Raw genomic sequence first — 19590 nt, forward strand, 5'->3', positions numbered from 1 at the left:
GATGGTGTCGCCGATCATGGCCGGCACGGCGCAATGACGCAGGTCAAATAAATCGGCTCAGCCTTTTATTATAGCCGTCCTCGCGCATGGGCTGTGCAAGCGGGGCCTGGCAGGGCGATGCCTTGGCCTTGGCTGCGGCTGGTGCCGGCCTCGTGGCCATGGCTGGCGCCGGGCCCGGTTCATGCCAGGTCCTGCCAGCCCCGGCGCGCCGCCTGCCCATCACGGCCTTGCCGCGCCGGGGAGTGCCGCGCCATGGCGCGGCAGGGTAAAATACGCTATGTCTACCTTACTTCCCACCCTGCTTGCTATTGAAACTTCGTCGGAACTCGCGTCTTGCGCCCTGCTGCGCGGCGATGCCGTCCTGTCCCGCTCTTCCTCGGGCGTGCGCACCCATTCCCAGTCCATCTTGCCGATGGTGCAAGAACTGCTGGCCGAAGCGGGCGTGACCCTGGCCGAGGTCGATGCCATCGCCTATGGCTCCGGCCCCGGCTCGTTTACGGGCGTGCGCACGGCATGCGGCATCGCGCAAGGCCTGGCCTATGGCGCCAGCCTGCCCGTCGTGCCCGTCGTCACCCTTGATGCGATGGCGCTCGCGTGCCATCAGCAGCATGGCGCGCAACGCATCGTAACCGTGCTCGACGCCCGCATGGGTGAAGTGTACTGGGCGCAATACGATTGCCAGGATGGCTTGCAAGCCATCTTGCCGCCGGCCCTGAGCGCGCCGGCCGGCGTGGCGCCGCAGGGCGACGTCGCCGGCTGCGGCAATGGCTTCACGGCGTATGCCGAGGCATTGGCCGCGCTGCCCTGCGCCGCCACTGCCGATGCCGCCATCATGCCGCACGCCGTGCAGGTGGCGCAGCTGGCGCGCATTGCTTTTGCCGCCGGCCACGTCGTGAAGGCGGCCGATGCCCAGCCTTTGTACTTGCGCAACAAGATCGCCTACACGAGCGCCGAACGCCTGGACATGCAGGCCGCCAAGGCGGCCGCGGAGTCCGTGCAATGAGGGAGGCGGGCAAGGACGCGGTAACGCAGGCCGACAGCGCAGCCGGCTGGGACTTGCTGCGCCTCGACTATCAGCCGATGGGCGAAGCGGACCTGGCCGAAGTGCTGGCGCTGGAGCAGCGCGTATATCCGCATCCCTGGACGCATGGCAACTTTGTCGATTCGCTGCAGAGCGGTTACCCGGCCTGGGTCTTGCGCGACGTGGATGGCACCTTGCTCGGCTACTTCCTGCTGATGCTGGTCGTCGACGAGGCGCATTTGCTCAACGTGGCCGTCGACGGCGCCATTCAGGGCCAGGGGCTGGGCCGTTTCCTGCTGAACCAGGCCTGCGCCTGCGCGCGCCAGCTGGGCATGGAATCGATGCTGCTGGAAGTGCGCCCGTCGAATGTGCGCGCGCTCGATATTTACCAGCGCTATGGATTTGCACAGATAGGCCGGCGCAAGGGATACTATCCGGCCAGTAACTCGCAACGTGAGGACGCCATCGTGATGCGTTATACCTTATGAGCCGCAGCGCCGTTTTCCTCGATGAAATGGGCGTCGGCCCCCTGTGGCGCCTGCGCCAGGGCGCCGCGCCCGAGGCCGCCGAAGCAGCGCTGGCGGACATCGTTGCCACAGTGGAGGTTGCCGCGCCCGTGACGGTGCCGGCACCCGTCCCCGTCCCCGTGCCGGTGGCCGCAACGCCGCCAGCCGAAGCGCCTGCGCCCGTGGCTGCGGTGCCTGCCGAGGTGGCCGTCGTGGCGGATGTGGCAGAGATGGCACCGGTCGCCGTTGCCGTCGTGCCCGTTCCAGCCGCCGCGCCGGACGACACGGCCTGGTTCGACGACGCGCCCGCGCCGCCGCCCGCCAGGCAGCTGAGCGACGCCGACATCGCCGCCCTCGACTGGGAAGGCTTGACGGCGGCCGTGGCCAAATGCGCGCGCTGCGACCTGTGCAAGACGCGCAAGGGCGTCGTCATGGGCCGTGGCGACCGCCAGGGCGATTGGCTGATGCTGGCCAGCAGCCCCTCGCGTGCGGAAGAGCGGGAAGGGCGCGCCTTGCCGGGCGAACAAGGCCAGTTGCTCGACAATATGCTGAAAGCCATCGCCGTCGATGCGGGGCGCGATGTGTATATTACCCACTTGCTGAAATGCCGTCCGCTCGATGATGCGGGACAGGAACGCTTGCCGACAGAGGCCGAGTCTGCCGCTTGCCGGCCGTATTTCGAGCGCGAACTGGCCCTGCTGCAACCGCGCACCATCGTCACGCTCGGTTCGATGGCTGCCGCCGGCATCACGCCGGGCGAAAAACCCGTGCGCGGCAAGGTGCGCCAGCTGGGCAATGCTGCCGTCGTGGCGACCTTCCATCCGGAAATGCTGTTGCAGGACGAGACGGGCAAGGCCAAGGCGCGCGCCTGGGCCGACCTGTGCCTGGCGAAAAGCACGCATGCCCGCGGCTGACACGGCCAGCGACAGCTTCCAGGCCCGTTTCGAGCAGCGCTGGGGGCACCTGACCCGCCCCCACGTGCGGGCGCTGGCCTGGCTGCTCGACTCGCCCGACTTGCTGGCCCCGGCCAGCGCCCACTGGGGCGGGCGCATCGCCAGCCTGGGGCCGCTCACGCCCGCCGTGGCCGCATGGCTGGACGCACTGCAGGTGGAGCCGGCGCCGCTCGAAGCGGCGCTGGGGCCGCGATTCTATTCCCGCCTGGGCCTGTATGCTGAAAAGCTGCTGGCCTTTTATTTTGAGCAACATGGCGTATTGCAAGCCCACGGCTTGCAAGTGCAGGTCAACCGCAACGACACCGTGGGCGAGTTCGACTTCCTGCTGAAAAACATGGATGGCGACGGCAATTCCTTGCTGCACTGGGAATTTGCCACCAAGTTCTACCTGCTCGAAGGCGCGCCCGATCCCGGTATTTTCAACCACTTGATCGGCCCCAACCTGGCCGATACCTTGGGCTTGAAGATGCGCAAGATACTCGACAAGCAGCTGGCCCTGTCCCGCCATCCGGCCGCGCAAAGCTTGCTGGCGCAACCGGTGCGCGCGGCGCAGGCGCTCGTCAAGGGCTGGCTGTTCTACGCTCCCGGCACGGCGCCCCGCATCGACGGCATTTCCCTGGAGCATGGTCATGGCTTCTGGTGCACGCCGGCACAGCTGGCGGGACAGCGCTATGTCGTCCTGCCGCGCCTGCAGTGGCTGGCACCGTTCAAGGGCCGCGACGTGGCGGTGCTCGATGCGGCCGCCTTGCAAGCGCAGTTGTTTGATCTGGCGCAACCGGTGATGGTGGCGCAGGTGGATAATATCGAAGGTTGGGAAGTGGAGCGCGCGAGGGGCTTTGTCGTGCCCGAGGATTGGACGGCGCAGGCTGCCGCGCGACGGCTGGCAGGTGGCTTACCGATTTAAAACTCTGAATCCAATACGAAATCCGGGGTTCGACCCTGATGGTCTGACCCCATCCTTGGCTTGGGTTGAGTGTTTCAGTGTTTCTGCTTGCCAATCAACGACAGATTATGGTGCTCAGTTACGTAGGTCGGATTAGCGCGGTAGGTCGGATTAGCGCGTAGCGCGTAATCCGACGCCACATTGCTTAATGTTTTTGCTCGCCAATCAGCGACAGATTGTCGTGTTCGGCCTGGTTCAGCTTGTGCTTGCGCATGATCATGTACATGGTGCCGGCGACGAACAGGCCGAACAGGGTGATGATGATGTTCAGCGGCAGGTGCAGGCGGATCATGATGGAATACACGGCCAGCATGGTCAAAATGGACAGGTTTTCATTGAAGTTCTGCACGGCGATCGAATGGCCTGCGCTCATCAGCACGTGGCCGCGGTGTTGCAGCAGGGCGTTCATCGGCACGACGAAGAAGCCGGACAGGGCGCCGATCAGTATCAGCAGCGGGTAGGCGATCCACACGGAATGCACTTGCGTCATCATCATGACGATCACGCCCATGGCGATGCCGAGCGGAATGACGGTCAGCGATTTGCGCAGCGGAATGAAGCGGGCCGACAGCACGGCGCCGGCCGCCACGCCGATGGCGACCACGCCCACCAGGCTGGTCGCCTTGTCGAACGGCATATTCAAGGATTGCTTGGCCCATTCCAGCACGATCAGCTGCAAGGTGGCGCCGGCGCCCCAGAACAGGGTCGTCACGGCCAGGGTGATCTGGCCCAGCTTGTCTTTCCACAGGATGGAATAGCAATTGGCAAAATCGGTAATCAGTTTGATAGGATTGCGTTCCTGGTGCGGATACACGCAGCCCGTGTCGGGAATCTTCAGGTTGGCCAGCGTGGCGAGGATGTAGATGCCAACCACCACGCACAGGGCCGCTTCCGTCTTGTTGGTGATGCCCGTGTCGATCAGCGGGAAGTCGAAGGACAGCAGCATGTCGGACACGTGGCCGCTGACGAGCGCGCCGCCCATGACGGTGCCGAGGATGATGGAGGTGACGGTCAAGCCTTCGATCCAGCCATTCGCCGCCACCAGCTTTTCCGGCGGCAGCAATTCCGTCAGGATGCCGTACTTGGCGGGCGAGTACACGGCCGCGCCAAAGCCGACGACGGCGTAGGCCAGCAGCGGGTGCACGTGGAAAAAGACGAGGGCGCAGCCAAAGATCTTGACCATGTTGGCGATGAACATGACCTTGCCTTTAGGCAGGGCGTCGGCGAAGGCGCCGACGAAGGCGGCCAGCAGCACGTAGAACAGCACGAACGACAGTTTGAGCAGCGGCGTGATCCACGCCGGGGATTTCATGGACACCAATAAATCGACGGCGACAAAAAAGAGGGCGTTATCTGCCAGCGAGGAAAAGAACTGCGCCGCCATGATGGTATAAAAACCACGATTCATTCTGGAATGCCTGAAATCATATCTGGCTTGCTTTATACCACGAAAAAACGGCAAACCCCAAGTTTGGACGGGCCCGCTTTGCATCGTCTTGCCTAAGCGAAGCTTAATTTTTCTGCCGTAGAAAAATACACATACATATGAGCATTTTATAAATACTGTCGTGTGCGACCATCGTGCACGCCTGCCGACCCGCGTCCGGCCCATCCGGTAAAATACGGCTTTCCCACCTGCCGTGAACGACGCATATGCCCAGGCCCCTGATCGCCACCATCCATCTCGATGCCATGCAACATAATCTGGCGCGTGCCCGCGCCTGCGCGCAAGGCGCGAAGGTCTGGGCCGTGGTGAAGGCGAATGCCTATGGCCATGGCCTGGAGCGGGCGATGCGGGGCTTTGCGCACGCCGATGGCCTGGCGCTGGTCGAGGTCGATTACGCCGTGCGCTTGCGCGAACTGGGCTGGACCAAGCCCATCTTGCTGCTGGAAGGATTTTTCGACGCCAGCGACTTGCCTGTCATGGCGCAGTACGGCTTGAGCGGCAGCGTGCACTGTGTTGAACAGATCGCCATGCTGGAAGCGGCGCGCCTGCCGCGGCCCATCGACGTGCAGCTGAAAATGAATACGGGCATGAACCGCCTGGGTTTCACCCCGCAGGCCGTGGCCGCCGCGTATGCGCGCCTGCGCGCCATGCCGCATGTCGGCACGATCACCCTGATGACGCATTTCGCCAATGCGGACGAAGCGGCGCCCACGCGCATGCCGCTGGCGCAGCAGATGCTGCGCTTCGAGGCGGGCGCGGCCAGCATAGGCACGCCCTTGCCGCGCAGCCTGTGCAATTCGGCCGGCTTGCTGCTGCACCGGCTCGACAGCGACTGGGTGCGCCCCGGCATCATGCTGTACGGCGGCACGCCCAGCGGCGCCCCCGGCGGCACGTCGGCGCAGGCATTCGGCTTGCTGCCCACCATGACCTTGCGCAGTAGCATCATCGGCATCCAGGATATCGCCGCGGGCGAGGTGGTCGGCTATGGCAGCCGCTACGAGGCGGCCGGCAACGTCAAGGTGGGCGTGGTGGCCTGCGGCTACGCGGACGGCTATCCGCGCCACGCGCCCGAGGGCACGCCCGTGCTGGTCGACGGCGTGCGCACCGTGCTCATCGGCAGGGTGTCGATGGACATGCTGATGGTCGACCTCACGCCCGTGCCCGGCGCACGGGTGGGCAGCAGCGTGACCTTATGGGGGCAGGGCATGCCGATCGACGAGGTGGCGCTGGCCGCCGGCACCATCGGCTACGAGCTGATGTGCGCACTGGCGCCGCGCGTGCCCGTGACCGAAGGGTGAGGCAACAGTGACGCGAAGGCGCTGTTTGTATATACTGTATATATAGACAGCAGTTTCACCTTACCGGGCAAAGTACACCATGGCAAAAGTCAAGACCATCTACACCTGCAGCGATTGCGGCGCCATCAGCAATAAATGGATGGGGCAATGCACCTCGTGCAACCAGTGGAATACCATGGTGGAAACCGTGCCCGAGACGGGCGGCAACAACCGCTATTCGAATCCGCAGCACATGTCGCTGGCGCAGACGGCGCCCGTGCTGTCGCTCGACGATATCGACGCCATCGACGTACCCCGTTTCGGCACGGGCATCGAGGAATTCGACCGCGTGCTGGGGGGCGGCATGGTGGCGGGCGGCGTCGTGCTGATCGGCGGCGATCCCGGCATCGGCAAGTCGACCCTGCTGCTGCAGGCGCTGGCGAACATGTCGCACCACAAGCGCGTGCTGTATGTGAGCGGCGAGGAATCGGGCGCGCAGATCGCCCTGCGCGCCAAGCGCCTCGTCATCGACGCCAAGGAACTCAAGCTGCAGGCCGAGATCCAACTCGAGAAGATCCTCGCCACGCTGGCCGACCTGAAGCCGGAAGTGGTGGTCATCGACTCGATCCAGACCGTGTATTCGGACGCCCTCAGCTCGGCGCCCGGTTCCGTGGCGCAGGTGCGCGAGTGTGCCGCGCAGCTCACGCGCGCGGCCAAGCAGACGGGCGTGACCATCATTCTGGTGGGCCACGTGACGAAGGAGGGCGCGCTGGCCGGCCCGCGCGTGCTCGAGCACATCGTCGACACGGTGCTGTATTTCGAGGGCGACGCCCATTCCAGCTTCCGCCTCGTGCGCGCCATCAAGAACCGTTTCGGCGCCGTCAATGAGCTGGGCGTGTTCGCCATGACGGAAAAGGGCTTGAAGGGCGTGTCGAACCCGTCCGCCCTGTTCCTGTCGCAGCACGACAACCAGGTGCCGGGTTCGTGCGTGATGGTGACGCAGGAAGGCACGCGTCCACTGCTGGTGGAAATCCAGGCCCTCGTCGACACCAGCCACTTGCCGAATGCGCGCCGCCTGTCCGTCGGCCTCGAACAAAACCGCCTGGCCATGTTGCTGGCCGTGGCGCACCGCCATGCGGGCATCGCCGCCTTCGACCAGGATGTCTTCATCAACGCAGTCGGTGGCGTCAAGATCACGGAACCGGCGGCCGACCTGGCGGTGTTGCTGGCGATTAACTCGTCGATGCGCAACAAGCCGCTGCCGCGCGGGCTCGTCGTGTTTGGCGAAGTGGGCCTGGCCGGCGAAATCCGTCCCGCGCCGCGGGGCCAGGAGCGCTTGCGCGAAGCGGCCAAGCTGGGCTTTACCCTGGCCGTGGTGCCCAAGTCGAACTTGCCGAAGCAAGCCATCGACGGCATCAAGGTCATCGGCGTGGAGCGCATCGACGAAGCGTTCAACAAGCTGCGCGACCACGAGTAAAAGTTGGTATGGTTTAAATGCCAAGCTTGAGACAAGTCAAACTAAATTTCCGTTTAGAACTATAATATTTGTCCGATGGATTCACCTCGTGAATCCGCGTCGACCATGAATTGATAGAGAAGCGGAATACAGTGTCAGTTGAGCAAAGGCAGGGCGCACGCAAGATATTGCGTGCCAAGGCAATGTTGGTGATGGATGGCGCGGGCCCCGTGGCGGCGCGCACGCTCGACGTGGGGCCGGGCGGCATGTCGGCCGTCGTGGCCGACCCGGTGCCGACAGGCAAGCAGGGCAAGGTGCTGTTCGAGCTGTTTTACGATGGCAAGGCGCATATCATCGAGGCGCGCACGTCCGTGTCGCATTGCATTTTCAGCAGTGCCGGTTTCAAGGTGGGACTCACTTTCCAGCACCTGGACATGGCCGTCAGCAGCGCCATTTCCAAGTTCATGCGCTAGCCGCGCCATCGGCCTGCGCACAAGCGGCGGCGCTGTAGAAATGCGCTAAAATGGTGCAAAGGCAATGCACTGCGGTAAACATGGCTCTGCTCGCTGTTTTGATCTTTTGGCCATGCTGCATAATTATCAATCAGTAGAGACGACGCTGCCGCGCATGAGCGTTTGCCGCCTCATCTCTTGTCGACGCCGCGCACGGTCATGCCGATCCGTGGGCGCACCCCCTCACCGGATGAAAAGCCACCATGTTTAATTCGACTATCAACAGCAGGGCCTACACCAACAATACGCAGCAGACCACGCAGGGCAATATTTCGGCCGACGTGTATGCCAAGGTCGAGCGCCAGATGCAGTCGCAGAACACGGGCGTGGTCAAGCTCAACGCCTCGCTGGCGCGCGACCAGGCCAAGTTCTCGGGCCTGGGCCAGCTGCAGTCGGCGCTGGCGAAATTCCAGACCGTGGCCAAGAACATGTCCGGCAGCGGCTTGGCCACCTCGGCCACGCCGAGCGCCAAGGATGTGCTCAGCGCCACCACCACCGACAAGGCCGCCAGCGGCAGCCACGAGCTGAACGTCAAGCAGCTGGCGCAGGGCCAGACCCTGCTCAGCGGGGCGCAGAAGTCGTCGACGACGCCGATCGGCACGGGCGCGCCGGCATTGGTCAAGATCGAACTGGGCACGGTCGACGGCAAGCAATTCACGCCCGGCGGCGGCAAGATCATTTCGCTCACCATCGACAGCAGCAACAATAGCCTGGACGGCATCGCCGCCGCGCTCAAGCAGCAGGGCATCGACGCCAGCGTCGTCAAGGGACCGGATGGCTATTCGCTGGCGCTGAACGGCAAGAGCGGCGCCGACAGCAGCATGCGCATCAGCGTGGCCGGCGACGCGGCCGTCAGCAACCTGCTCGCGTATGCGCCGGGCTCGGCCAAGGGCATGCAGCAGACGGTGGCCGCGCAAGACGCGCTGCTGACCGTCGATGGCAAGGAAGTCAAGAGCGCCACGAACACCCTGACGACGGCCATCGAAGGCGCCACCATCGAACTGAAGAAGAAGGGCACGACGGACCTTGTCATTGCCAAGGACAGCAGCCAGATCGCCAGCAACGTGGCCAGTTTCGTCACCGCCTACAATGAACTCAACAGCAAGCTGCAGAGCCTGCAGCAGGGCGACTTGAAATCCGATACGGCGCTGGGCCAGGTGCGTTCGCAGATGGAACAGGTGCTGCGCACGGCCAGCACGGGCGTGCCCGCCTCCGTTCTCGGCAGCGCTGGCGTGACCCTGGGCAAGAGCGGCGAGCTGGTGCTCGACGAGAAAAAGCTGAAGGCGGCCATCGCGGCCGATCCCGATGCCGTCAGCAAGCTGTTTACGAATAACGGCAAGGGCGTGGCCGACCAGTTCGCGAGCAAGATCGGCGAGCTGACGGGCGAAACGAGCATCATCCGCAAGGAAGTGCAAACGGTGGGCAAGGAAATCACCACCCTCACCAACAAGAAAGCCGTGCTGGCGAAGGCGTTGACGGCGCAGGCGCAGGCACTGGTGAAAGCGTATTCGGCGCAGGAACAGATGGGCTTGAATTCGGCCTTGCCCGGTTATACCGGCAAGAATTCGCTCTTCGACTTCATGGCCTGAGCGCGCGCTGGCCGGCCTGGGGTGCGGCTAAAATCACCATGGCCGCGCACGCCGCCTTGCGTGCCAGGCTAAGGACTGCGGCGACGCGCCTTGCCCTGAGCGCCGTATCGGCGCGCTGCTGCGCTACTCATATCCTGTCGCCCTGGGCAAAGAAGGCCGACGGCGAACTGCCGAAAGTCTTCTTGAACATGGCGGAAAAGGCCGACTGGCTGGCGTAGCCCAGCTCTTCGGCCACCTGCGACAGCGGCACGCCGCGCGCGATCAGCGGCGCCGCGTGCGCCAGGCGCACCTGCTGGCGCCACTGGCCGAAACTCATGCCCAATTCCCGTTCGAACAGCCGCGCCAGGGTGCGCTCCGAGGCGCCCACCAGCTGCGCCCAGTGTTCCAGCGTCTGGTTCAGGCCAGGCTTGTCGATCAGGCTGTCGCACAGGGTCTTCAGGCGCTTGTCGCTGGGCAAGGGAACGCGGATGGGACGCGTGCCCGAGCGCTTCAATTCATCGAGTATCAGTTCGGCCAGCAGCGCTTCGCGCGCCGGTTCCTGGCCCGGATCCAGTTGTTCCAGCGCCATGATCAGCTGGCGCAGCAGGCTCGACACTTCCAGTACCTTGCAGTCGCTGCCCGTGAACGGGGCGCGCGCGGCATGGATGCACAGCGGGCGCAAGCGGGTTTTTTCCAGTATCGTGACGGCATGTTCCACATTCGGCGCGATCCAGATGGCGCGCATGGGCGGCAGCACCCAGCTGCTGTTGTTGGCCGTGATGCGCAGCACGCCTTCCAGCGCCATGGTGACCTGGCCCCAGGGGTGGGTGTGCGGCAAGAGAAATTCATCGGGCTGCAGGTCGCGCGCGATCATGGTCACGGGGATGGTCGCGCTGGGCGCCTCCCGTGGCGGACACATGCGAGTATGGTGGAGGATAGGTATACCCATCAGCTTGGCCTTAATTCGATAAATTATGTCGTTCTGTCGGAAAACAGACGATGGTATTTTGCATACACTTGAGCTTCACCAGTATAAGACAGGGTATGACATGATAACAACAAACTCGGCAACGCACCTGCCGCCGCATGTGCCACCATCGTTGCGCAGCGACGCGCGCGTCATCGCCCTGGTGGGCCTGGCGCATGGCGTGTCGCACTTCTACCATTTGATCCTTGCGGCCCTGTTCGTCTGGCTGAAACCCGCATTCGGCCTGTCGTATGCGGAGCTGGGCTTGCTGATGACGGTGTTTTTCATCATCTCGGGCGTGGGGCAGGCGCTGGCCGGCTTCGTCGTCGACCGTTTCGGCGCGCGCGCCGTGTTGTTTTCCGGCGTCTTCCTGCTGGGCGTGTCGGCGCTGGCCCTGTCCACGGCCCACAGCTATGCGGCCCTGATGCTGGGCGCCATGCTGGCCGGCATGGGCAACAGCGTGTTCCACCCGGCCGACTACACGATCCTCAACCAGCGCGTCTCGGCGGCCCGCGTGGCTTACGGCTTTTCCGTGCATGGCATCAGCGGCAACATCGGCTGGGCCCTGGCGCCCCTGTTCATGACGTATGTCGCTACAAATTATGACTGGCGGGTGGCGCTGCAATGCGCGGCCGTGCTGCCGTTCGCCGTGCTGCTGGTCCTGTTCCTGAACCGCCACGCCATCCGCCCCGAGCCGCTGAAGAAGGCCGCGCCGGGCCAGCCGGCCGGTGGCGAAGGCACGCTGGACTTCTTACGCCTGCCCGCCGTGTGGATGTGCTTTGCCTTCTTCTTCATTACCGCCATCGCCCTGGGCGGCATCCAGAGCTTTGCCAGCGTGGCCCTCGTCAAGCTGTATGGCATGAGCCTGGCGCTGGCCACCAGCGCCTATACGGCCTACATGTTGGCTTCGGCCGTGGGCATGCTGGCCGGCGGCATCGTCGGCGCGCGCAGCAAGCAGCCGGACCGCAACGTGGCGATCGCCTTTTCCGCCGCCGCGCTGCTGGCCGTGCTGCTGGCCATGGCCGTCGTGCCGGCCTGGGGCGCCGTCGTGCTGATGGGCGCCATCGGCTTGACCTCGGGCGTGGCGGGGCCGTCGCGCGACCTGATGATACGCGCGGCGGCGCCGAAGAATGCCACGGGGCGCGTGTATGGCGTCGTGTATTCGGGTCTCGACAGCGGCCTGGCCGTCGGCCCCCTGTTCTTTGGCGCGCTGATGGATGGCAACCATCCGGCCCTGCTGTTCGTCTTCATCGGCGTGTTCCAGGCGCTGGCCATTGCCACGGCCGTCGGCGTGGGCGGTAAAACGCGTGCCGCGGCGCTGCAAAAGGCATAGAATCGTTGTCATCTGTCACTGAGGGAGTAAGCATGACTTTTGCCACCACCGACCTGTGCGACGACCATGCTGCCATGCTGGACGACGGCACCCTGGCCGTGTTGCCGCCCGTCTACCGCGCCTTCGGCCAGCGCGTGCGTTTCAGCGGCCCCGCCACCACCTTGCAAGTGTTCGAGGACAACGCCCTCGTGCGCAGCACCCTGGAAACGCCGGGCCAGGGCCACGTGCTGGTGATCGACGGCGGCGGCAGCCTGCGCCGAGCGCTGGTGGGCGGCCAGCTGGCCGTGCTGGCCGACAGCAATGGCTGGGCCGGCATCGTCGTCGACGGCTGCATCCGCGACAGCGAGGAAATCCAGGTCTGCCAGATCGGCGTGCGGGCCCTGGCCACGCATCCGCGCAAGAGCAACAAGACGGGCGCCGGCCAGCGCGACGTGCGCGTGCAAGTCAGCGGCGTGACCGTGCAACCGGGCGACTGGATCTATGCCGATGCGGACGGCATCCTCGTGGCGCGCCAGCAACTCGATTAAGCGGGACACATCTTGTCATCCGCCATGCGCGCCTTCGGGCGCGTTTTTTTTGCGCCGCTTGTCGCCGCACAAATCCACTGGCGAGCTGGACGCTATGCTGGTGGCAGGCGCCGCTTTTCATCACCGTGGATGGCATTCCACATGGCGCAATGGCGTGACTGGCGGGACGCCCGTGGCTGTCCCATGCAGAGAAATACTCTTCCGCATCCTGAAAAATCATCATTAAGCAATTGATTTCATATGTAAAATTTTAAGTTATATGTCTTATATAAGACTGTTGCTGCGGCGCGCAAAGCAGCCTATGATTTACTCAACGGACGTCCTTCCAACCTGGCATGTCGATAGGAGAAACACCATGGCAACGCGTGAAGAGCAGGCAGCAGCCTTGCAGGCAGACTGGGACGGCAATCCGCGCTGGCAAGGCGTGGTACGCAATTACACGGCCGGGGACGTGGTGCGCCTGCGCGGCTCCGTGCAGGTCGAGCACACGCTGGCGCGGCGCGGCGCGGACAAGCTGTGGCAGCTGCTGCAGCATGAACCGTTCGTCAATGCGCTGGGCGCGCTGACGGGCAACCAGGCCATGCAGCAGGTCAAGGCGGGCTTGAAAGCCGTGTATCTGTCCGGCTGGCAAGTGGCGGGCGACGCCAACAATGCCGGTGAAATGTATCCGGACCAGTCGCTGTACCCGGCCAATTCCGTGCCCACTGTCGTCAAGCGCATCAACAACACTTTCCTGCGCGCCGACCAGATTCAATGGTCGGAAGGCAAGGACGACGTCGACTTCTTCGCGCCCATCGTGGCCGATGCGGAAGCGGGCTTTGGCGGCGTGCTGAACGCCTATGAATTGATGAAGGCCATGATAGACGCGGGTGCGGCTGGCGTGCACTTTGAAGACCAGCTCGCTTCCGTGAAGAAATGCGGCCACATGGGTGGCAAGGTGCTGGTGCCGACGCGCGAAGCGGTGGAAAAACTCACGGCGGCGCGCCTGGCGGCCGACGTGATGGGCACCTCGACCCTCGTCATCGCCCGCACGGATGCGGAGGCGGCCGATTTGCTGACATCCGACGTGGACGACAACGACAGCCCCTTCTGCACGGGCGAGCGCACGGTGGAAGGCTTTTACAAGACCCGCGCGGGCCTCGACCAGGCCGTCGCGCGCGCGCTCGCGTATGCGCCGTACGCCGACCTCGTCTGGTGCGAAACGGGCAAGCCCGACCTGGCGTTTGCGAAGAAGTTCGCCGACGCCGTGCATGCTAAGTTCCCCGGCAAGATGCTGGCCTACAACTGTTCGCCTTCGTTCAACTGGAAGAAAAACCTTGACGACGCCACCATCGCCAAATTCCAGAAGGAACTGGGCGCCATGGGCTACAAGTTCCAGTTCATCACGCTGGCCGGCTTCCACGCCTTGAATTACGGCATGTTCAACCTGGCCCACGGCTATGCGCGCCGGCAGATGTCGGCCTTCGTGGAATTGCAGGAAGCGGAATTCGCGGCGGCCGACAAGGGTTTTACGGCCGTCAAGCACCAGCGCGAAGTGGGCACCGGCTACTTCGACGCCGTGACGCAGGCCATCCAGCAGGGGCAAAGTTCGACGACGGCCCTGCACGGCTCGACGGAAGACGAGCAGTTTTTCGAGGCCAAGCAGGTGGCCTGACCGTTATCGCAGGCAGGAGGAGACGGGCAGGGGAGGCACATCTCCGCCCACGGGAAAGCCACGGCGGACGATGGACGCCGTGGCTTTTTTTCGTCCGCGGCTTGAAACGAGTGTTGCAATTTGGATAAATTCAATATTCTTTTGCAAAGTTCTTTGATTTTCATCAAAGCTGAGATATGATTTCACTTAAGGTAACTTAATTATCAAAAAGGCAAGGAAATCACACCATGAAAATCACCGCCATCGCCGCCGTCCTTGCCCTGTTTGCAGCCGGCACCGCCAGCGCCAGCCCCATCAACCTGATCACGAATGGCGACTTCGAAACCGTCGCGCCCGGCTACACGTTTGCCAGCGGCTTCCAGGTCGTCAACAGCGGCTCGTCCGCGATTACGGGCTGGAACGTGGGCGCTTCCTCGGTCGACCTGATCCGCAATGCCTACAACGCCATCGACGGCTACAGCATCGACTTGCTGGGCACGCCAGGCCCCGGTTTTCTGTCGCAAAGCTTCAGCGTCGTGGCCGGCCAGACATATAACCTGAGCTTTGACATGGCGCGCAATCCGAACGGTCCGGCAGGCCAGGGCGTGGCCGTCAGCTTTGGCGGCGTGGCGCAGGATTTCTACTCGACGGCAGGCGCCTCGAATACCTTGTACAGCAACAGCCTGAGCTTCACTGCCGCCTCCACGGGCCTGGCGACGCTGTCGTTTGCCAGCGCGGCCAAGGCCGGCACGCCGTTCGACAATTACTCGGGCGCCGTGATCGACAATGTGGCCGTGATGGCCGCCGTGCCGGAACCGGAAACCTACGCCATGCTGCTGGCTGGCCTGGGCCTGATGGGCTTCCTGCGCCGCCGCAAGGCCGCCAACTAATCCCGGCTTTGCCCCACGTCAACACCGCCTGTCGCATCGCGCAGGCGGTTTTTGTCTTTCAGGGGCCTTGCGCGTAGCCGTCGGCCCGCACGACAACGTTCCCGATCCGCGGCCAGGCGGCGCGCGTCCTGACCGGCGTTTCGCCCGTAGCCATGAGCAGCACGTAGCCGTAGCCCGTGCGGCGGTCGCGCCAGGAATGGGGCGTGCTGTCCCACATGCAGCAATAGCGCTGGAGCTTGGGCAAGCCATGGGCGCGCCGCAGATACGCTTCCGCCTGCAGCGCATGCTGGTCCTCCACCTGGCAGCGCACCTCGAACGGCTGGTCCTGGCGTTGCCTATTCTGCTGGCAACCCTGGCAGACGAGATGCGCGGGCTTCCGGCCCGGCCAGGCCAGCACGTCGCCGCAGGCCGGTTCGGCGTCCTGCGCACCGCCCGCGCCCGATAGCAACAGCGAGGGCGGCAGCCCGGCAGCCTATTTAATTCCCGCCAAGATCGCCTCCCCGCAATGGACATGCGGCCGCCTGCGGCTCCAGGCGCCGCGCCAGTTCGCCGCGCAACTGCGTCAATCCCGCGATGCGCGCGTCGATATCGTCCAGCTTGCGCGCCAGCGCCGCGCGCAGCAGCTTGGCCGTGGCGGGGTCGCCGCTGGCCGCCAGCAGCGGCATGTCGGCCTCGATTTCCGCCAGGGTAAAGCCCAGTTGCTGCGCCGTGCGCAGGTAGCGCAGCCAGTCGGCCGCCTCGGGCGGATAGTCGCGGTAGCCATTCGCGCCGCGCCGCGCGCGCAGCAGGCCGCGCTTCTCATAGAAGCGCAGGGTGTCGCGGCTCAAGCCCGTCGCCTGCGCCATCTCGCCGATCTGCATGGGATGTTCTTTCATAAAATGCTTGACCATGGAGTGTACTCCAGCCCTGATCATGGGCGCTTTACACTGACAGGAGTGCCCCATGTTGTCCCTTTCCGCCTTCCGCCGCCTGGTGCGCGCCAGCGCCATCTACGACGTATTCATGACGGCCGCGTTTGCCACACCGTGGACGTTCCTGCTCTTGCACGAGCACCTGAGCACCGTCAATGTGCGCCTGGGCGGCGTGCCCTTGCCTGTCTTCGAGCCGTTCCATTTGCTCATCAGCAGCTTGCTGAGCAGCGTCGTGATGGTCTGGTCCATGCTGCGCATCGTCGATCCGCAGCCGCGCCTGGGCCGCTATGACGCGGCGGCGCGCTACCTGTTTTCCCTGTGGATGGCGTGGGCGCTGCTGGTGACGGGACAGCCCGTGCTGTGGCTGTTCATCGTGCCGGAACTGGCCTGGGGCCTCGCGCAGAGCCTGCCGCTGCACCGTCGCGGGGCCACGCGGGGAGGGGCGGCGCACGAATCGTTGTTGAGATGACGATAACGAAATGCAATAATGCGTCGTGAAATATGGCAATGAACGACTGATAAAGGATGCACTATGCAGCAGGACGCCGCTGGAAAAAACATGGCTTTGCTCGATCCGGTGGTGGCGCCGCGCATCGCGGTGACGCGCCTGGTGACGGGCCTGCTGCAAGGCTTGCTGCTGTACTGGCTGTACAGCACGGCGCAGGACAAGGTGTGGCCCGCCACGGAAGCCTACCTGCTGGGGCCGCTGATGCTGATCAGCTTGCTATTGCCCGTGCTGCTGGTGTCCAGCCTGGGCCACATGTCGCTCAAGCGCATCGTGCTGTGGATGGTGGGCGCGGCCGCCGTGCTGGCCGTGCTGGCCTGGCACGACGTGGCGCGCGGCGCCGAACACGTGATCTGGGGCAATTACAAGCCCGGTGCGCCGCTGCGCGTGATTTCCGCCCAGCTGTTCGGCTTTTGCGTGGTGGGCTTTTATATCGCCCATGCGCTGGTGCTGGCCAGCGCCCAGGATGGCCAGCGCATCGCCCGCTATCCCACGTATTTCGAGATCGCCTGGAAGCTGGGCATCCAGCTGCTGTTTTCCCTGCTGTTCGTGCTGGGTCTGTGGCTGGTGCTGTGGCTGGGCGGGCAGTTGTTCCTGTTGATCAAGCTGAGCTTCCTGAAAAAGTTGCTGGGCCAGGCGTGGTTCGTGATTCCCGTCATCTGTTTCGCCTTTTCCTTCGCCATCCACATCACCGACGTGCGCCCGTCCATCGTGCGCGGCATCCGCACCCTGCTGCTGGTGCTGCTGTCGTGGCTGGTGCCAATCGCCGCCGTGCTCGTCTCCGGCTTCCTCCTGACCTTGCCCTTCATCGGCTTCGAACGGCTGTGGGCCACGCGCCATGCGGCGTCCGTGCTGCTGGGCATGGCCGGCGTGCTGGTGGTGCTGATCAATGCCGCTTTCCAGAATGGCGAAGTGGGCCATGGCGTGGCGCGCGGCATCCGCCTCGGCACGCGCCTGGCCTGTTTGCTGCTGCCGTGGGTGGTGGGCATCGCCATCTATGCGCTGACCCTGCGCGTGATGTCGCATGGCTGGACGGCCGACCGCCTGATCGCCGCCGCCTGCCTCTTGATCGCCAGCTGCTATGCCGTCGGCTACGCCTGGGCCGCCAGCAAGTATGGCGACTGGCTGCACCTGATCGCCAACGTCAACGTCGCCACCGCCTGCGTCACCCTGCTGGTGCTGTTCGCGCTGTTCTCGCCGCTGGCCGACCCGGCCCGCATTTCCGTGGCCAGCCAGATGGCGCGGCTGGACAGCGGCAAGGTGAGCGTGGACAAGTTCGACTTCGAATACCTGCGCTTCCAGGGCGCCCGCTATGGCCAGGCGGCCTTGCAGGAACTCAAGACGCGCACGACGGGCGCCGATGCTGCCGTCGTGCGGGCCCGCGCCGACGCCATGCTCAAACGCCAGAACCGGCTCGACGAGACGGGCGCCCTGAGCGACGTGTCGATCAACCTGACGCTGCGCCCGGCGACGGCGAAATTGCCGGAGAGTTTCCTGCGCCAGGACTGGACGCAAGTGGGCCCGGCCTGGCGCCTGCCCGCCTGCTTGAAGCGGGCAGGGCCGCAGTGCGACGCCTACCTGCTCGATTTCGACGGCGATGGCAAGCAGGATGTGCTGCTGATCAGCAATGACCCGCGCGCCTCGTCGGTCTTGCTGGCGGAGAAGGACGACGGCAGCTGGCATGCGCGCGGGCAAATCCCCACGGACGCCCTGCGCTGCAAGCCCCTGCGCGAGAAGCTGCAGGCCGGCCAATTCCAGCTGGTGCCGCCGAAGGTGCGCGAGCTGGAAGTCGACGGCCAGCGCGTGCCGATGACCTTATATACGCAGGAAGACGAGGTCAGCTGCCCGGATGAGACGGCGCCGGGCCTGTAAATGGCAGCGAGGGGAGGTGGCGCGACTGGCAGAACTGCTTGCTTGTCATGAAGGAAATAACTTCGTGCATCGGGCCGTTCCGGCCGTCCGTTATCGGCCAGGAGCGGACGATCACGGCAAGCGCATTGGAAACACGATGACTCAAACAGAGCAGTTCGAATTGACAATTAATGGAAGCGTGCCAGATTGGACGGAATCGATATGTGAGGGCTTCGTCTGTGAGTCTTTGCATATCAAAGGTGAACCGCCTGTGCCCGCGAATGTAAGTTACTTAAAATTCAACGGAGCTTGGTTTCGTCTTTATTTTGAATTTCGATGCGTATTCTGGCGCAGCTTTGAAGGGCAATTTCTTCCGTGGAATGCAGAGGCGCCGTGGACTGAGTACGTGGATCTGGCTGATGAACTCAAGATTGTTGGGCAACGTCTTGTGTCATGCGTAGCTAGCGCGACCGCCAAAGGTAGTGTGGTAGCGTTTGTCTTCGAAAGCGGATTGACAGTACTCATCCAGGATAGAGATGATCGGACTTCCTTTGAAATCACTGACCCTCTGCAGGCAGGATCGTTCGACTAGAGAGGCTGCCGCCGGCCAGAAGCGGACGGACGAAAGATAATGAAACCGCGTCGAGTAGCGATAGGCATGGTAAAAATAGACACAACAGGAACAATCATAAATTCTGAGCATCCAGTTCTGAATCGCCACGAGTTCACTAGACGCTTTCACCGTCGCTTTTTACACTGTCATTATTTATTGATATTCTAGAGGAGCTATTTTTTCGTCAGCGTGTCGATTTTGTGTGCCGTCACCCGTCGCAGCGATGACGCGCCGATTGCCCATTCCACCTTGATCAGGGAAGCGCCATGAACAAACAGATCATCCTCAACCTGCCCGTGAAGGACCTGGACAAATCCAGGGCCTTTTTTTCCGCTCTCGGCTTTGCCTTCGATCCCCGCTTCAGCGGCGAGAATGCGGCGTTCATGAACATCGTCGACGGCGCCATCCAGGCCATGCTGACGACCGAACCCTTCTTCCAGTCCCTGATCGACAAGCCGGTCGCGAACGCCAAGGAAGCCAATGAAGTCGTCATATGTCTCAGTTGCGAAAGCCGGGAAGAGGTGGACAGCCTGATCGCCAAGGCCGCGGCCGCCGGTGGCCGCATACCGCATCCGCCCGAAGACCATGGCTTCATGTATGACCAGGGCTTCGAGGATATCGATGGCCACCTGTGGAACCTGGTCTGGACGGCGCCGGAAGCCTGAGGCGAACCGGCC

Annotated in this window: 20 protein-coding genes; 16 read left to right on the plus strand and 4 right to left on the minus strand. The window is 63.7% G+C overall.

Annotated elements, in window-relative coordinates; genetic code table 11:
• The first annotated feature begins 277 nt into the window (after positions 1 to 277).
• Genes tsaB through YQ44_RS07575 form a run of 4 tightly spaced genes read left to right on the plus strand, consistent with a single transcriptional unit; the run spans position 278 to position 3384 of the window.
• A complete protein-coding gene (tsaB, locus tag YQ44_RS07560; protein WP_071322851.1) occupies positions 278 to 1003 on the plus strand; it encodes a tRNA (adenosine(37)-N6)-threonylcarbamoyltransferase complex dimerization subunit type 1 TsaB in 726 nt (241 codons plus the stop codon).
• Positions 1000 to 1509 carry a ribosomal protein S18-alanine N-acetyltransferase gene (gene rimI / locus YQ44_RS07565; protein ID WP_071322852.1) on the plus strand — a complete coding sequence of 170 codons (510 nt, stop codon included), beginning with the start codon at positions 1000 to 1002 and terminating at the stop codon, positions 1507 to 1509. Before tsaB ends, rimI begins: the two co-directional genes overlap by 4 nt.
• Positions 1506 to 2441 carry a uracil-DNA glycosylase gene (locus tag YQ44_RS07570; protein ID WP_071322853.1) on the plus strand — a complete coding sequence of 312 codons (936 nt, stop codon included), beginning with the start codon at positions 1506 to 1508 and terminating at the stop codon, positions 2439 to 2441. The genes rimI and YQ44_RS07570 overlap by 4 nt, the downstream gene beginning before the upstream one ends.
• Positions 2428 to 3384: a DUF1853 family protein gene (locus YQ44_RS07575; protein WP_071322854.1), complete on the plus strand. Its 957-nt coding sequence runs from the start codon at positions 2428 to 2430 to the stop codon at positions 3382 to 3384. Before YQ44_RS07570 ends, YQ44_RS07575 begins: the two co-directional genes overlap by 14 nt.
• A gap of 184 nt (positions 3385 to 3568) precedes the next feature.
• Here the strand turns inward: YQ44_RS07575 and lplT are convergent, their stop codons facing one another.
• A complete protein-coding gene (lplT, locus tag YQ44_RS07580) occupies positions 3569 to 4831 on the minus strand; it encodes a lysophospholipid transporter LplT (RefSeq protein ID WP_071322855.1) in 1263 nt (420 codons plus the stop codon).
• A 245-nt stretch (positions 4832 to 5076) separates the two neighbouring features.
• Between lplT and alr the strand changes: the two genes are divergently transcribed.
• The 4 genes from alr to fliD all read left to right on the plus strand — a co-directional run bounded on the left by alr (position 5077) and on the right by fliD (position 9704).
• A complete protein-coding gene (gene alr, locus YQ44_RS07585) occupies positions 5077 to 6168 on the plus strand; it encodes an alanine racemase (protein WP_071322856.1) in 1092 nt (363 codons plus the stop codon).
• A gap of 79 nt (positions 6169 to 6247) precedes the next feature.
• The gene (radA, locus tag YQ44_RS07590; RefSeq protein ID WP_071322857.1) at positions 6248 to 7624 is read left to right on the plus strand and encodes a DNA repair protein RadA; all 1377 of its coding nucleotides are present in this window, start codon (positions 6248 to 6250) and stop codon (positions 7622 to 7624) included.
• 191 nt (positions 7625 to 7815) lie between these two features.
• Entirely contained in the window at positions 7816 to 8076 is a 261-nt protein-coding gene (locus YQ44_RS07595) for a PilZ domain-containing protein (protein WP_232251300.1), read from the plus strand.
• 242 nt (positions 8077 to 8318) lie between these two features.
• The gene (gene fliD / locus YQ44_RS07600; RefSeq protein ID WP_071322859.1) at positions 8319 to 9704 is read left to right on the plus strand and encodes a flagellar filament capping protein FliD; all 1386 of its coding nucleotides are present in this window, start codon (positions 8319 to 8321) and stop codon (positions 9702 to 9704) included.
• A 127-nt stretch (positions 9705 to 9831) separates the two neighbouring features.
• Here the strand turns inward: fliD and YQ44_RS07605 are convergent, their stop codons facing one another.
• On the minus strand, positions 9832 to 10602 hold the full coding sequence (locus YQ44_RS07605) for an AraC family transcriptional regulator (protein WP_083411692.1): 771 nt from the start codon (positions 10600 to 10602) through the stop codon (positions 9832 to 9834).
• Positions 10603 to 10732: 130 nt separating this feature from the next.
• Here YQ44_RS07605 and YQ44_RS07610 point away from each other — a divergent pair, with 130 nt between their 5' ends.
• From YQ44_RS07610 to YQ44_RS07625, 4 genes are all read left to right on the plus strand, one after another.
• Positions 10733 to 11983 (plus strand): MFS transporter, encoded by a 1251-nt coding sequence (locus YQ44_RS07610; protein WP_071322861.1) that lies wholly within the window; start codon positions 10733 to 10735, stop codon positions 11981 to 11983.
• Between the two features lie 32 nt (positions 11984 to 12015).
• Complete coding sequence (gene rraA / locus YQ44_RS07615) at positions 12016 to 12510, plus strand: ribonuclease E activity regulator RraA (protein WP_071322862.1); 495 nt, start codon at positions 12016 to 12018, stop codon at positions 12508 to 12510.
• Between the two features lie 355 nt (positions 12511 to 12865).
• A complete protein-coding gene (gene aceA / locus YQ44_RS07620; protein ID WP_071322863.1) occupies positions 12866 to 14164 on the plus strand; it encodes an isocitrate lyase in 1299 nt (432 codons plus the stop codon).
• 227 nt (positions 14165 to 14391) lie between these two features.
• Positions 14392 to 15033, plus strand: coding sequence for a choice-of-anchor C family PEP-CTERM protein (locus YQ44_RS07625; protein WP_071322864.1), 642 nt, complete (start codon positions 14392 to 14394; stop codon positions 15031 to 15033).
• 58 nt (positions 15034 to 15091) lie between these two features.
• Here YQ44_RS07625 and YQ44_RS07630 read toward each other — a convergent pair whose 3' ends face one another.
• Together YQ44_RS07630 and YQ44_RS07635 are read right to left on the minus strand one after the other, a co-directional pair.
• Positions 15092 to 15481 (minus strand): DUF4952 domain-containing protein, encoded by a 390-nt coding sequence (locus YQ44_RS07630; protein WP_071322865.1) that lies wholly within the window; start codon positions 15479 to 15481, stop codon positions 15092 to 15094.
• 28 nt (positions 15482 to 15509) lie between these two features.
• Complete coding sequence (locus tag YQ44_RS07635) at positions 15510 to 15893, minus strand: MerR family transcriptional regulator (protein ID WP_071326326.1); 384 nt, start codon at positions 15891 to 15893, stop codon at positions 15510 to 15512.
• 82 nt (positions 15894 to 15975) lie between these two features.
• Here YQ44_RS07635 and YQ44_RS07640 point away from each other — a divergent pair, with 82 nt between their 5' ends.
• The 4 genes from YQ44_RS07640 to YQ44_RS07650 all read left to right on the plus strand — a co-directional run bounded on the left by YQ44_RS07640 (position 15976) and on the right by YQ44_RS07650 (position 19578).
• Entirely contained in the window at positions 15976 to 16413 is a 438-nt protein-coding gene (locus YQ44_RS07640) for a hypothetical protein (protein WP_071322866.1), read from the plus strand.
• 90 nt (positions 16414 to 16503) lie between these two features.
• The gene (locus YQ44_RS07645) at positions 16504 to 18321 is read left to right on the plus strand and encodes a DUF4153 domain-containing protein (RefSeq protein WP_156894724.1); all 1818 of its coding nucleotides are present in this window, start codon (positions 16504 to 16506) and stop codon (positions 18319 to 18321) included.
• Between the two features lie 136 nt (positions 18322 to 18457).
• Positions 18458 to 18892, plus strand: coding sequence for a hypothetical protein (locus YQ44_RS28725; RefSeq protein WP_156894725.1), 435 nt, complete (start codon positions 18458 to 18460; stop codon positions 18890 to 18892).
• 287 nt (positions 18893 to 19179) lie between these two features.
• The gene (locus tag YQ44_RS07650) at positions 19180 to 19578 is read left to right on the plus strand and encodes a VOC family protein (protein ID WP_071322868.1); all 399 of its coding nucleotides are present in this window, start codon (positions 19180 to 19182) and stop codon (positions 19576 to 19578) included.
• Positions 19579 to 19590 lie beyond the last annotated feature (12 nt).

The sequence above is a fragment of the Janthinobacterium sp. 1_2014MBL_MicDiv genome (genome assembly GCF_001865675.1).
Lineage (GTDB): Bacteria > Pseudomonadota > Gammaproteobacteria > Burkholderiales > Burkholderiaceae_D > Janthinobacterium.

Bases quoted from the DNA above. Each gene is read 5' to 3' on its own strand.
- tsaB (WP_071322851.1), top strand. From the start codon at position 278: ATGTCTACCTTACTTCCCACCCTGCTTGCTATTGAAACTTCGTCGGAA.
- rimI (WP_071322852.1), top strand. From the start codon at position 1,000: ATGAGGGAGGCGGGCAAGGACGCGGTAACGCAGGCCGACAGCGCAGCC.
- YQ44_RS07570 (WP_071322853.1), top strand. From the start codon at position 1,506: ATGAGCCGCAGCGCCGTTTTCCTCGATGAAATGGGCGTCGGCCCCCTG.
- YQ44_RS07575 (WP_071322854.1), top strand. From the start codon at position 2,428: ATGCCCGCGGCTGACACGGCCAGCGACAGCTTCCAGGCCCGTTTCGAG.
- lplT (WP_071322855.1), bottom strand. From the start codon at position 4,831: ATGAATCGTGGTTTTTATACCATCATGGCGGCGCAGTTCTTTTCCTCG.
- alr (WP_071322856.1), top strand. From the start codon at position 5,077: ATGCCCAGGCCCCTGATCGCCACCATCCATCTCGATGCCATGCAACAT.
- radA (WP_071322857.1), top strand. From the start codon at position 6,248: ATGGCAAAAGTCAAGACCATCTACACCTGCAGCGATTGCGGCGCCATC.
- YQ44_RS07595 (WP_232251300.1), top strand. From the start codon at position 7,816: ATGGATGGCGCGGGCCCCGTGGCGGCGCGCACGCTCGACGTGGGGCCG.
- fliD (WP_071322859.1), top strand. From the start codon at position 8,319: ATGTTTAATTCGACTATCAACAGCAGGGCCTACACCAACAATACGCAG.
- YQ44_RS07605 (WP_083411692.1), bottom strand. From the start codon at position 10,602: ATGTGTCCGCCACGGGAGGCGCCCAGCGCGACCATCCCCGTGACCATG.
- YQ44_RS07610 (WP_071322861.1), top strand. From the start codon at position 10,733: ATGATAACAACAAACTCGGCAACGCACCTGCCGCCGCATGTGCCACCA.
- rraA (WP_071322862.1), top strand. From the start codon at position 12,016: ATGACTTTTGCCACCACCGACCTGTGCGACGACCATGCTGCCATGCTG.
- aceA (WP_071322863.1), top strand. From the start codon at position 12,866: ATGGCAACGCGTGAAGAGCAGGCAGCAGCCTTGCAGGCAGACTGGGAC.
- YQ44_RS07625 (WP_071322864.1), top strand. From the start codon at position 14,392: ATGAAAATCACCGCCATCGCCGCCGTCCTTGCCCTGTTTGCAGCCGGC.
- YQ44_RS07635 (WP_071326326.1), bottom strand. From the start codon at position 15,893: ATGCAGATCGGCGAGATGGCGCAGGCGACGGGCTTGAGCCGCGACACC.
- YQ44_RS07640 (WP_071322866.1), top strand. From the start codon at position 15,976: ATGTTGTCCCTTTCCGCCTTCCGCCGCCTGGTGCGCGCCAGCGCCATC.
- YQ44_RS07645 (WP_156894724.1), top strand. From the start codon at position 16,504: ATGGCTTTGCTCGATCCGGTGGTGGCGCCGCGCATCGCGGTGACGCGC.
- YQ44_RS28725 (WP_156894725.1), top strand. From the start codon at position 18,458: ATGACTCAAACAGAGCAGTTCGAATTGACAATTAATGGAAGCGTGCCA.
- YQ44_RS07650 (WP_071322868.1), top strand. From the start codon at position 19,180: ATGAACAAACAGATCATCCTCAACCTGCCCGTGAAGGACCTGGACAAA.